Origin of the sequence: Streptomyces durocortorensis, from assembly GCF_031760065.1 — a bacterium.
GTDB lineage: Bacteria > Actinomycetota > Actinomycetes > Streptomycetales > Streptomycetaceae > Streptomyces.
Genome location: NZ_CP134500.1, coordinates 1916807 through 1929464, shown reverse-complemented (window position 1 = coordinate 1929464; position 12658 = coordinate 1916807). Strand labels below are relative to the sequence as shown.

Below are 12658 nucleotides of genomic sequence, written 5' to 3'. Positions count from 1 at the left end.
CCGCCGTCGAGGCGGCCTCCGAGGGGGACCGTGCTGTGCGCGGCGCCTGGCGGGCCTTGCCGACGAAGAGCGGGCGGGCGCGCCCGGTGCCGCCCGTCTCCCGATCCGCGTGTGCACGTTCCTGCTGAGCGGCAAGGAGGAGGCGCTCGCACCGAGTCCGTCGGGGGAGTGCCGGGCCCTGGTCGTGGGTCCCGCCGTCGCCTGGGCGTGCGCGCCGCCACCCCTCGGACCCGGCGTGACCACGCGCCTGGCCGCCGTCGGGCCGCCGCCCTGATCGAAGAATGACCCGGCCTCCGGCGCACCGGAGGCCGCACCGTTACCGTCCTGGCAGGAAAGGAGCCGACCATGTCGGCCGTAGGAGGCAAGGGCCCTGTGCCCGACACGGACGATCCGCAGGTTGAGCCCGGTACGGAAGGGGCGGGCTCGCTCAAGCCGATGGTCTTCTACGGGTCCGCGACGCTCATCCTGGCCATCTCGATCTGGGCGATTGTCACCCCCTCCGGCGCCGAGAAGGTCATCGGCGTGGTGGTCGACAAGATCTCCGGCTGGTTCGGCTGGTACTACTTCCTCGCCGCGACCCTGTACCTCGTGTTCGTCGTCTTCATCGGGGTGTCGAAGTACGGCACGATCAAGCTCGGCCCCAAGCACTACAAGCCCGACTACGGGCTTTTCGCCTGGGCGGCGATGCTGTTCGCCGCGGGCATCGGCATCGACCTGATGTTCTTCTCCGTCGCCGGACCGGTGAGCCACTACCTGGTGCCGCCGGAAGGGGACCCCGAGTCACTGGAGGCGGCCCGGCAGGCCGTGGTGTGGACGCTGTTCCACTACGGCATCACCGGCTGGGCCATGTACGCGCTGATGGGCATGGCGCTCGCCTACTTCGCCTTCCGTTACAAGCTGCCGCTGGCCATCCGGTCCGCGATCTACCCGATCATCGGCCGCCGGATCCACGGGAGGATCGGTGACGCCGTCGACCTGGCGGCCATCATCGGTACCGTCTTCGGAATCTCCGTGTCCCTCGGCATCGGCGTGGTGCAGCTGAACTACGGGCTCAAGGTCCTCTTCGGCGTGCCTGAGGGTCTGCCCGCGCAGATCGGGCTCATCGCCCTCGCCGTGGTGATGGCCACCGTTTCAGCGGCCGCCGGGGTCGACAAGGGCATCCGTCGGCTGTCGCAGCTCAACGTGCTCCTCGCCGTCCTGCTGATGTTCTACATCCTGGTGGTCGGCGAACCGTTCCGGCTGCTCAACGCCCTGGTTCAGAACGTCGGCGACTACCTCAGCGGATTTCCGTCGATGACGCTGAACACCTTCGCCTACGACCAGCCGACCGAATGGCTGGACGCCTGGACGCTGTTCTTCTGGGCCTGGTGGATCGCCTGGGCGCCGTTCGTCGGGCTGTTCCTCGCTCGGATCTCGCGAGGCCGCACGTTGCGCCAGTTCGTCGCCGCGACCCTGATCATCCCGTTTCTCTTCACCGGCCTCTTCCTGGCCGTCTTCGGCAACAGCGCACTGTTCGTGGTGCGCGACGGCAACTCCGCTTTCGGGGAGACCGCACTCAACTCCCCCGAGCAGGCCTTCTACGGACTGCTGGAGCAGTATCCCGGGGAGATGTTCAGCGCGGGACTCGCGACCTTCGTAGGGCTGCTTCTCTACGTCACCTCCGCCGACTCCGGAGCCCTCGTCATGGGCAACCTCAGCTCTCACCTCCCCACACCGGTGACCGACGCGCGGACCTGGCTCCGCGTCGTATGGGCGGTGACGACAGGCCTGCTCACCCTCGCCATGCTCCTGGTGGGCGGAGTGCAGGCTCTCACCGACGCCACGATCATCATGGGGCTGCCCTTCTCGTTCGTGATGTTTCTGATCATGGCGGGGCTCTACCTCGCGCTACGCTCCGACCGGATGCGCGAGGAGGCGCTGACCACCACCCTGCCGGGGTCCCTCTCCGGCCGGACAACGCAACAGGGGCCTTCCGGGGCGCGAAACTGGCGGCAGCGGCTGTCGCGGGCGATGTCGTTCCCGGGCAGGCGGGCAGCCACCAGATTCGTGGAGGACGTCTGCCGGCCGGCGTTCGAGGAAGTCGCCCAGGAGCTGCGGGAGCAGGGTGTGGAGGCGGAAATCCTCTCCGGCACCGACGAGGAGAACGGCCTCCCGCACGTCGGCCTCGCCGTACCGATCGGCCCGAAGGACCAGTTCGTCTATCGGGTCTGGCCCGTCGAACGGCCGACACCGGGCTTCGCCACCCGGTCGGTCAGCACCCACGACAACTACGTGCGCTTCGAGGTCCAGCTGGCCGAGGGCAACCAGGGGTACGACGTCATGGGCTACACCAGAGAGCAGCTCATCGGCGACACCCTCGACCAGTACGAGCGGCATCTGGAGTTCCTGCGGCTGCACCACGAGGCGACGTCGGGGTCGGCTCTCCCCGATCACCGCCCTGACGCCCCGGACGCTGACCAGTCGGTGTAGCGGTCGGTGCAGCAGTCGGACCTCGGCCCGGTGGCCGGGGTCGGTGCCCGGTCGGTCTCGGTGGATGGATGGCCGTCTCTACGAGGTGAACCACTGCCGAGGCCCTGTCCGGCCCCCTGCCTCAGGGCTCACCCTGTCCTGCTGACCGAAGAGCAGTGTGTTGTGCCTGTCATCTGCCGGGCCCTGTCACGGCGATTTCGAGGGCACTTCACGCTAACGTGCCATCAGTTTCGTTCGTAGTGCCAAGAGAAGACCCGAGGAATTGCATATGGCAGAGCAGCCACGTGAGCAATGGGGCACACGCGCTGGTTTCCTGCTGGCCGCCATTGGTTCGGCCGTCGGGCTCGGCAATATCTGGCGGTTCCCCGCCATCGCCTACGAGAACGGTGGTGGCGCCTTTCTGCTGCCGTACCTCATCGCGCTCCTTTCGGCGGGTATCCCCCTGCTGATCATGGAGTACGCCATCGGGCGCAAGTACCGCATGTCACCCCCCGCCGCTCTGCGCAGGATGGCCCGGCCGGCCGAGGTCATCGGATGGTGGCAGGTCGTGATCTCCTTCGTGATCGCCACCTACTACGCCGTCATCATCGCCTGGGCCGTGCGCTATGTGGGATTCTCCGCCGGTCAGCAGTGGGGTGATGACCCGGAGGCATTCCTCTTCGGTGATTTCCTGCGGGCACCGGATTCACCGGGATTCCTGGACGGCTATGTACCGGGCGTGTTCTGGCCGCTGATCATCGTTTGGGTGGTGGTGCTGGTCGTCCTGGCGTTCGGTATCCGGCGAGGCATCGAACGCGCCAACAAGATCTTCATTCCGTTGCTGTTCGTCCTGTTCGCCGCGCTGGTGATCAGGGCGCTCACGCTGGACGGTGCGGCCACCGGACTGGACGCACTCTTCACGCCGAACTGGTCGGAGCTCGGCAACGGCAGTGTCTGGGTCGCCGCATACGGGCAGATCTTCTTCTCCCTGTCCATCGGCTTCGGCATCATGGTGACGTACGCGTCGTACCTGGGCCGTCGGGCCGACCTGACGGGCTCCGCGATGGTGGCGGGCTTCGCCAACAGCTCGTTCGAGATCCTCGCGGGCATCGGCGTCTTCTCGACCTTGGGCTATCTGGCGGTCGCCTCGGGGGTCGGCGTCGACGAAGTCGCAGGCGCGGGCATCGGTCTGGCGTTCGTCGCCTTCCCCGCGGTGATCTCGGAGATGCCGCTCGGTGGCCTCTTCGGTGTGCTGTTCTTCAGCTCCCTGGTGATCGCGGGACTCTCCTCGCTGATCTCCATCGTGCAGGTGGTCGTCTCGGCCGTGCAGGACCGGACCGGCATGCGGCGCATGCCCGCGGTCCTGGGCATCGGCGGTCTGGTCGCGCTGGTGTCGATCCTGCTGTTCCCGACCGAGTCCGGCATCTATCTGCTCGACGCGTCCGACCACTTCATCAACCAGTACGGCATCGCGCTGGCAGCTCTGGTCGGGCTGATCGTGATCGTCTGGGTGCTGCGGCAGCTGCCCAGCCTGCAGCGGGACGCCGACGCCACCTCCGCCATCCGGCTCGGCCACTGGTGGCGCATCTGCCTCGGTGTCATCACGCCGCTCGTGCTCGGCTGGATGATGGTCGACAGCCTACGGACCGAGTTCGAAGAGAACTACGAGGGCTATTCGACCGGGTTCCTGCTCACCGCGGGCTGGAGCGTCGCCATCGGAGCACTGCTGGTCGGGGTGATCCTCTCTCTGATGCCGTGGCCGGCCGGTGGTGAGGACATCGACCTGGACATGGAGTCGCCCGCCGACCGGAAGGACCGCTGATGTCTGCCAGCGCGATCGTCATGATGGTCATCGCCATGCTCATCGTCTGGGGTGGGCTGATCACCGCCATCCTCCGGCTGCGGAGCCACCCGGAGCCCCCGGAACCGATGCCGCCCGGTACCCACCCGGCCGAGTGAGCGAGCCCGGTCCCCGCCTGATTCCGCAGTGGACCGGCTGCGACCCGTCGTCGCCCCGGCGGCCGGTCCGTTCGCCAGTCCCTCCTGGCCCCGGTGGGCAGGAGGGACTGGCGCCCTTGCGTTCCGGTAGAGGCGGATGCGGGCAGCGGGATCGCGGTGGGCGACAGGGCCACTTGTCGTCGTCGCGGTGGGCGTGAATCTCGAACGGAGGCCCCCGGAGGTGCCGCTGCACGTCGCCCGCCGCCGAACCCGCCGGCAGCGACATCAGCCCCCCCGGGGCCGTGTCCTTGCCGTACCCACAGGGGCGGGTCCGGATACTGGGCACATGCCCAGCCAACTCCGCGACAGGGTCCTGCCGGCCCGGCAGCGCCGCGGCCTGGAAGACCTCCAGCAGGACCTGGATCTGTCGTCGGGAGACGTCCAGGCGAAGCGTTCGGCCTTCTGGACCATGCTCACGCTGTCGTCCGTCATCGCCGCGGGCGGGATCCTGACGGACTCCACGGCCACCGTCATCGGTGCGATGATCATCGCACCGCTGTCCACGCCGATCATGGGTATCGCCCTCGGCGCCGTGCAGCGCCGTCGCACCACGGCCGTCACCTTCGTCACGCTCGGGTGTCTGCTGGTGATCCTGACAGGCGCGTTGGCCTCGCTCGTCGTACCCCAATCGTACGACCTCCTGACGAACAGCCAGATCTCCGGCCGGACATCTCCAGGGCTCCTGGACCTGATCGCCGCAGTGGCAACCGGCTTCGCCGGCGCCGTGGCGCTGTCCCGCAAGGACGTCGCCGCCGTCCTGCCGGGAGTGGCCATCGCCATCTCCCTCGTTCCGCCCCTCGTGGTCACCGGTGTCTGCGCAGGCCAGGCGGAGTGGTGGCTCTCCCTGGGCGCACTGGTGCTCTTCATGTCCAACCTTCTCGCCCTCGTCTTCGCCGGCATGATCGTCTTCGCCTCCCTGGGATACGCCCGGGCGGCCGGGCAGCGCGCAGAGCGGGCGCCGCGCCGCGCCTACCTCATGCTCGGCCTGCTCTTCCTGGCCGTCCTGCTCCCCCTGGGAGCCAACACCGTTACCACTGTGCTGCTCAGCACCTGGACGGCCCGGACCAAGGAATCCGCGGAGCGGTGGCTGTCGGAGAGCCCTGGCGCGATGGTCACCAGCGTCGACGCCCGGTCCAGAACTCTGTACGTCCATGTCCGGGGCCCCAGCGACCTACCTCCGATCGAGAATCTGCTCAGCGACCTCGAAGGGAGAATCCCCGATGGCATCGCCATCGTGGTCGACACCACACGAGGCCGACAGATCACCGCGGGGAAGGTCGGGGGCTGAGGACTCTGAAGCCGCGTGGTCCTGGACGCGGTGAGGACGCTGAAGTCTTGGGGCGCGGAGCCTCGGCCGTTCGACGTCGTCGGTGACGACGCCCCCGGCCCGGCCGCCGCGGTGGCTGCGGTACGGACGTTTCGCGGCTGACGGTACGGAGGGGGCGGGGCGGAGAGGCCGGTCGGGTCGTCAGGGGAGGGGCGCGGCTACCATCCCCTGTGACCGAAACAACCGAACCGCCTGTACGCCGCACCCGGATACTCGCCGACCTCACCCCGCTGCGGGTCTCGCCGGACTACCGGCGGCTCTGGTTCGGGAACACCGTCTCCTGGGTCGGGCAGGGCATGACGGCGCTTGCGGTCTCGCTCCAGGTCTACGACATCACCGGGTCCGCGTTCTCCGTCGGGCTCATCGGGTTCTGCTCGCTGGTGCCGCTCATCGTGTTCGGGCTGTACGGCGGGGCCGTCGCCGACACCGTGGACCGGCGCAAGCTGGGTCTTCTCAGTGCCGCCGGGTCGTTCGTCCTGGCCCTCGTGCTGGTGGGTGCCACGGCCGCCGGGGTCGAGAACGTCGGCCTGCTGTACGCGGTGGTCGCCCTCCAGGCCGTGTGCTTCGCGCTCAACGCGCCCGCCCGCTCCTCGATGATCGCCCGGCTGCTCCCGGCCGAACAGCTGCCCGCCGCCAACGCGCTGAACTCCATGACCAGCACCACGGGCGCGCTCGTCGGGCCGATGCTGGGCGGGCTCATCGTCGGCTGGTGGGGGTACCACGCCGCGTACACCGTGGAAGCCGTCTGCTTCACCGCCTCCCTGTACGCCATGTGGAGGCTTCCCTCGATGCTGCCCGACCGGCAGGAGGGCGGGACGGGCAAGCGGGCCTCCGTACGGGACGGGCTGCGGTTCCTCGGGACCCGGCCGAACCTGCGGATGACCTTCTTCACCGACCTGTGCGCCATGGTCCTCGCCCACCCCCGCGCCCTCTTCCCGGTCATCGCCGTTCTCTGGTACGGGGGTGACGCGCGGACCACCGGAATGCTCGTCGCCGCCCCGGCCCTCGGTGCGCTCCTCGGCGGGGTGTTCTCCGGCTGGCTCGGCCGCATCCGGCGGCACGGGCTCGCGGTCCTGCTGGCCGTCGCCTCCTGGGGCACAGCCATCGCCGTCTTCGGCCTCACCCGGAACCTCTGGCTCGGGTTGCTCTTCCTGGCGCTCGCCGGGTGCGCCGACACCGTCTCCATGGTCTTCCGCAACACGATGCTCCAGGCGGCCGTCCCCGACGAGATGCGCGGCCGCCTCCAGGGCGTGTTCATCGTCGTCGTCGCGGGCGGGCCCCGGCTCGGGGACTTCCTGGCCGGTTCGGTCGCCGACCTCGCCTCGCCCGCCGTCGCCGTCACCGGCGGCGGCATCGCGTGCGTGGTCGCCGTGGCCCTGCTCGCGTCGAAGTGGCGCGCCTTCGCCCGTTACGACGCCCGCGACCCGAAGCCGTGACCGAGGCCTTCCCTCAGCCGACGACCGAGCGGGCCACCCCCAGCTCCAGCAGGTCCTGCGGGCGCAGCCACAGCTGGTCGGCCGTGGCGCCCGTCTCCGACGGCGGCCGCTTGAGGATCGCCGCCGCCAGCTCCGGGGCGATGACGGAGAAGTAACTGTCCGCCGTGACGTGGGTGTTGTCCGGCGCCGCGAGCGCCAGCGCCCCGCCCGAGCCGCCCTCGCCGATCACCAGCGTCGTCACCGGGACGCGGGCCGCCGCGATCGCCGCGAAGGTGTCCGCGATGGCCGCGCCCGCACCCGCCCGTTCCGCCTCCGCGTCGTTGGCTGCGCCCGGGGTGTCGACCAGCGTGAGGACGGGGACGCCGAGCCGGTCCGCGAGCCGGATCGTCCGGGCCGCCGTACGGTATCCGGCCGGGCGGGTCGGGGTCCCGCACTGGGCGACGTACGCGACCGGCTGCCCGTCCGCGCGCAGCCCGAAGCCGCACAGCAGCCCCGGGTCGCTGCCGCCGCACCGGTCCCCGTGCAGGGGGAGCCGTACGGTGAAGTAGTCCGCCAAGTACGCCTCCGCGCGCGGGCGCTGTGTGGCGCGGGCCCGCTCCACCGCCTCCCGGCCGGTCTCCGGAAGCCGGGTCGCCGACAGCGCGCGAGGCACTGGGGCGACGGGCAGCGCCCCGTGCGGGCCGGTGCCGGACGGCCGGGGTGCGCTGGACGGCCGGGGTGCGCTGGGTGCACCCGACGCGCCTGGCGCCGGAAGTGAACCGGGCGCCCCGTGCGGGCCCAGCGCGGTCAGCCACTGCGCCACCGTGCGCGCCAGCTCCGCGGCAGGGACCACCGCGTCCACCTGGCCCGCCGCGAACTGCCCCTCGGCGCTGTACGCGTACGGCTCCGCGTCCGGCGGCCGTACCCGGGAACCCGCGAAGCCGACCTGCGCGCCGGGCAGCGCCAGGATCACGTCCGAGCCCGCTCCCACGGTGGCCCAGCCGCCGCCGGTCGTCGGGTCGCGGACCACCGCGACCTGCGGGAGGCCGGACGCGCGCAGCCGGGTGGCTGCGGCGGCCACCCGCTGGAGCTGGGTGAGCGCGACCATGCCCTCCTGCATCCGGCTGCCTCCGGTGGCGACCAGTGAGACCAGCGGGAGGCGCCGGGTCAGGGCCAGGTCGTACGCGGCCTCCAGGCGGTCTCCCGTCAGCCGGCCCAACGAGCCGCCCAGGAAGCCGAACTCGAAGGAGAGGAGCACGCACCGCCAGCCGCCGACGGCCCCGGTCCCGTACACCACGGACTCGCTCTCGCCGGTCCGTTCCGCCGCCCGCTCCCGTGCCGCGTCGTACCCCGCCCAGCCGAGCGGTCCGTCGGCGGGCAGGGCGCGTGGCGCCGGGCGGTGCTCGGTGAAGCCCGTCGCGCCGGTCAGCAGGGCGATCGTCTCCCGGGCCGTCATCCGGGCGGGGCTGGGGGTGGTGTCGGCGGAGTCACTGGACATGGAGCGACCTCTTCATGATCTTCCCCAGGTCGTTGCGGGGCAGGGCGTCCAGGTAGTGCACGGTACGCGGGCGCTTGTGGGGGGCCAGCTGGGCGGCCACGTGGTTCGCCAACTCCTCTGTGGTGGGCGGGGATCCGGGGCTCGTCGTCACCACCCACGCCACGACCCGCTCGCCGAGGTCCGGGTCCGCCTCGCCGGTGACGGCGGCCTCGCGGACCCCGGGGTGGGCGAGGAGCGCGTTCTCGATCTCGCCCGCGCCGATCTTGTAGCCGCCGCTCTTGATCAGGTCGGTGGCCATGCGCCCGACGATGCGCACGTACCCGTCCTCGTCCACCGTGCCGACGTCACCCGTGCGGAACCAGCCGTCCGCCGTGTGCGCGGCGGCCGTGGCGTCGGGCCGGTTCAGATAGCCGGTGAACAGGTTCGGGCCCCGGACCTGGATCTCGCCGATCGCCTCCGGCCCCTCCAGTACCGTGCCGTCGTCCTCCACCAGGCGCAGCTCCACCCCGGCGAGCGGCGGGCCGACCGTGCCGGGGCGCGGGGCGCCGTCCGCCCGGATTCCCGTGTTCATCAGGGTCTCCGTCATGCCGTACCGCTCGATCACCCGCCGCCCGGTCGCCGCCGCGATGCGTTCGTGGTCGTGCACGGGCAGCGCCGCCGAACCGGAGACCAGCAGCCGCGCCCCCGACAGGGCTTCGGCCAGCGTGTCCCGCTCGCCGCTGCCCGTAGGGGCGTCCAGCGTCTCCGCGAGCCGGTGGTACATCGTCGGTACGCCGAAGAGCATCGTGCCCCCGGAGCCCAGCTCACGGGCCACGCCGCCGGGTGAGAACTTCCCCAGGTGGCGCACGGAGCCGCCGCGCCGCAGCGGGCCCAGAACGCCCAGGATCAGCCCGTGGACGTGGAACAGCGGCAGCGCGTGGACCAGGACGTCGTCGCCGGTCCAGCCCCAGGCGTCCTCCAGCGCGTCGAGTGACGCGGCGATCGCCCGGCGGGGGAGGACGGCGCCCTTGGGCGGGCCGGTGGTCCCGGAGGTGTACACGATCAGGGCGGGTGCCTCGGGCGCGCCCTCGCCCGGCGCGTAGCCGTCCGTGCCCTCGTCCGTCCCCTCGGACGCCCGCTCGGACGCCCGCGCGTCGACCGTCACCCGTCGCGGCTTCTCCAGCGCGGGCGGCAGCTCGTCGTCCGGTCCCGCCAGCACCGCCGTGGGCTCGCTGTCGGCCAGGATGTGCGCCAACTCGCGCTCGCCCGTACGAGGGTTGAGCGGAACGGCCGGTACCCCGGCCCGCAGCGCGGCCACCACCGCGATCACCGTCTCCGGCGTCGGTGTGGCCCAGACGGCGACCCGGCCCGCGTCCGCGATCCGGGCGGCGAGGGCGGTGGAGGCCTCGGCCAGTCGGCCGTACGTCAGGGAGAGGTCACCGAAGCGGACGGCCTCCCGGGAGGCCGCCGGGCCGGTGGGGGACTGGAGTGCGGGAAGAAGGGGGGTCACGCCGGGAAGCCTAGGGCTTCGGGGCGGGGCCCGCCGGGTGATGCTCGCCTCATTGCCGCACGGGGCGCCGAAGTCGCGGTGGCGGCACGGCCTGGACAACTGGTTCTGCGTCGCCGGTGCGCAGAAGGCTTGCTTGACAAGGGAGTTGAGTTGCCCCTGGAGGGGAGAGGTGCCTGCGCCTGTGCATTCGTGAGCCCGTGCTTCGTCGCAGTCGTCGCAGTCGTCGCAGTCGTCGCAGTCATCGCGTGCCCGCACGCCCGCACATCCGCTGTCTGCGGACGAACATCGGCTTCGGCCCGTACGTGTCGTCAGCGCGCCCGCCGGGGTCCGGCCGGGCGGCCCGACCGGCACCGGTATGCCATCGGGGCGCGCCAGGCTCCCTCGGCCGATATCGCCGCAAGCTGGGACAATCGTGGGTATGGATCGGCTGGACAGGGAAATCCTCGGCATTCTCCAGGAGGACGCGCGGATCTCGTACCGGGATCTGGGCGTACGGGTGGGGCTCAGCGCCAACGCGGCGGGCGACCGTGTCCGCCGGATGCGCCGCGACGGGGTGATCCGCGGCTTCACCGTCATCGTCGACCCGGCCGCCGACACCCGATCGGGCCTGGTGGTCTTCATCGATGTGACGCTGCGCCTCGACACGACGAACGAGGAGTTCGAACGCTCGGTGCTGATGCTGCCCGGGATCACCGAAGTGGTGCATGTGACGGGCGGCCACGACTACCTCGTACGGGCCACCGCCGCCGACCCCGGAGCGCTGGACTCCCTGCTGCGCCGGCTGAAGCGGGAGGCGGGCGTCGCCCACTCCACCACCCGGATCGCGCTGCGGGCGGCCCCGAAGCACTGACCGCCGGGCTCCTCGTCTCAGAGCGGCGCCTGCCAGGTCACCGTCGTCGACCGGCCGCCGTCCTCGCCGCGCCCGTCGTCCGCGACCACCAGCCGCACCCCGCTCCGCCCGTCCGGCAGCCGGACCGTGGCGTCCACCTCCACCTCGATGGCCGAGACGCCGGGCCTGCGGTGCGCGGCGGCCAGCGCCCCGCGCAGCGCCGCCAGCAGCTCCCGCCCCGTCTCCTCGCCCACCAGCGCGTCCACCGCCCCGCTGAACTGCACCGACGGCGGAAAGCCCAGCAGCGCCGCCGCGCCCCCGGTCTCCCGCAGCACCCGGCCCCGGAAGGTGCTCGGGGCCTCGGCGGGCGGCTGCTGGAGGGCGAAGATCGCGGTGCGGACCTCCTGGATGGTGGAGTCCAGCTCGTCCACGGCCCGGCCCAGCAGCTCGCCCGTCCCGTCGGCCGCCGGGTCGCCGGTCTCCTCCGGTGTGGCCCGACGACGGGTCGACTCCAGCATCATCTCGGTGGCGAAGAGCCGCTGGACCACGAGATCGTGCAGGTCACGGGCGATCCGGTCACGGTCCTCGTACACCGCGAGCTGCTCCCGGTCCGACTGTGCGTCCGCCAGCACCAGCGCCAGCGCGGCCTGCGAAGCGAACTGGGTCGCCAGCAGCCGGTCCACGTCCGTGTAGGGGGTGTCACCGCGCCGCCGGGGGAGGGCGAGGGTACCGATGAGCCGCCCGCCGCTCTGGAGCGGCAGCATCATGCTGGGCCCGAAGCGGGAGCGTACGCCGGTGGTCATCCGGGGATCGGTGGCTGAGTCGTCGATGAAGACCGGTTCGCCGCCGAGCAGCTGGACCAGTACGGGAGAGCCGGGCTCGATCACCGTACCGACGATGCCCGCCGGATCGTCCGGGGTCGAGGCGGTGACGATCTCCATCCCGCCCGCCTCCGTCGGCTGGAGGATCACCCCGGCCGAGGCGCCCGCGAGCACCCGGGCCCGCTCGGCGACCGTCATCAGCGCGTCGGCGGCGTCGGTGCCGGTCAGCAGGGCCGTGGTGACCGCGGCCGCCCCCTCGATCCAGCGTTCGCGCTGCCGGGCGCTCTCGTAGAGCCGGGCGTTGCCGATCGCGATGCCCGCCTGGGCGGCGAGGACCCGCAGCAGGGCCATGTCCGTGTCGGCGAAGGGCCCCGACCGCTCCCCGGAGAGGTGGAGATGGCCGAACACCTCGGTGTGCACCCGGATCGGGGCCCGGAGACAACCGCGCACCGGCGGACGGCCCGGCGCGGCCCCGGCCCCGGCGGGCAGGGCGTCGGGGGGCAGCGGGCGCGGGTCCTCGGTCAGGACGCCCAGCGCGCCCGGCGTACCGAGCGGGAAGCGGTCGAGGCGCTGCCGCTCCGCCGCCGTCATCCCGGCGGTGTACAGCTGGCCGACCCCGTCCCGCTCCGGCTCCAGCACACTGAGCGCCCCCTGACGGGCCCCGGTCAGGGCGGTGGCGGTGTCCACGATCTGCTGGAGGGTGGCGCCCAGTTCGAGGTCGCTGCCGATGCTGAGGACGGACTCCAGGAGCATCGGCAGCCGACCGGCCGCGGGCGGGCCGCCCTCTTCGGCCACGGGCCGCTCCGCCTCGTCGGTCATCCGCATCGTCCGTC

Annotated in this window: 9 protein-coding genes; 6 read left to right on the top strand and 3 right to left on the bottom strand. The window is 71.7% G+C overall.

Translation table 11 applies throughout. The annotated features are described in order from the left end of the window. Window positions 1-345: 345 nt before the first annotated feature. The 5 genes from betT to RI138_RS08520 all read left to right on the top strand — a co-directional run bounded on the left by betT (window position 346) and on the right by RI138_RS08520 (window position 7209). Window positions 346-2469, top strand: coding sequence for a choline BCCT transporter BetT (gene betT / locus RI138_RS08540; RefSeq protein WP_311119426.1), 2124 nt, complete (start codon window positions 346-348; stop codon window positions 2467-2469). 268 nt (window positions 2470-2737) lie between these two features. Beyond that, window positions 2738-4270 carry a sodium-dependent transporter gene (locus tag RI138_RS08535; RefSeq protein WP_311119425.1) on the top strand — a complete coding sequence of 511 codons (1533 nt, stop codon included), beginning with the start codon at window positions 2738-2740 and terminating at the stop codon, window positions 4268-4270. Continuing rightward, on the top strand, window positions 4270-4407 hold the full coding sequence (locus RI138_RS08530) for a methionine/alanine import family NSS transporter small subunit (RefSeq protein WP_096623197.1): 138 nt from the start codon (window positions 4270-4272) through the stop codon (window positions 4405-4407). Before RI138_RS08535 ends, RI138_RS08530 begins: the two co-directional genes overlap by 1 nt. Window positions 4408-4732: 325 nt before the next feature. Beyond that, on the top strand, window positions 4733-5734 hold the full coding sequence (locus RI138_RS08525) for a DUF389 domain-containing protein (RefSeq protein WP_311119424.1): 1002 nt from the start codon (window positions 4733-4735) through the stop codon (window positions 5732-5734). A 209-nt stretch (window positions 5735-5943) separates the two neighbouring features. Further along, the gene (locus tag RI138_RS08520) at window positions 5944-7209 is read left to right on the top strand and encodes an MFS transporter (RefSeq protein ID WP_096623193.1); all 1266 of its coding nucleotides are present in this window, start codon (window positions 5944-5946) and stop codon (window positions 7207-7209) included. 13 nt (window positions 7210-7222) lie between these two features. Here the strand turns inward: RI138_RS08520 and RI138_RS08515 are convergent, their stop codons facing one another. Together RI138_RS08515 and RI138_RS08510 are read right to left on the bottom strand one after the other, a co-directional pair. Then, window positions 7223-8644, bottom strand: coding sequence for a carboxyl transferase domain-containing protein (locus RI138_RS08515; protein WP_311122823.1), 1422 nt, complete (start codon window positions 8642-8644; stop codon window positions 7223-7225). A 31-nt stretch (window positions 8645-8675) separates the two neighbouring features. Further along, the gene (locus RI138_RS08510) at window positions 8676-10175 is read right to left on the bottom strand and encodes an acyl-CoA synthetase (RefSeq protein WP_311119423.1); all 1500 of its coding nucleotides are present in this window, start codon (window positions 10173-10175) and stop codon (window positions 8676-8678) included. A gap of 418 nt (window positions 10176-10593) precedes the next feature. Between RI138_RS08510 and RI138_RS08505 the strand changes: the two genes are divergently transcribed. Continuing rightward, window positions 10594-11025 carry an Lrp/AsnC family transcriptional regulator gene (locus RI138_RS08505; protein WP_096623187.1) on the top strand — a complete coding sequence of 144 codons (432 nt, stop codon included), beginning with the start codon at window positions 10594-10596 and terminating at the stop codon, window positions 11023-11025. 17 nt (window positions 11026-11042) lie between these two features. Here RI138_RS08505 and RI138_RS08500 read toward each other — a convergent pair whose 3' ends face one another. After that, complete coding sequence (locus RI138_RS08500; RefSeq protein WP_311119422.1) at window positions 11043-12644, bottom strand: GAF domain-containing protein; 1602 nt, start codon at window positions 12642-12644, stop codon at window positions 11043-11045. Between the last annotated feature and the right edge of the window lie 14 nt (window positions 12645-12658).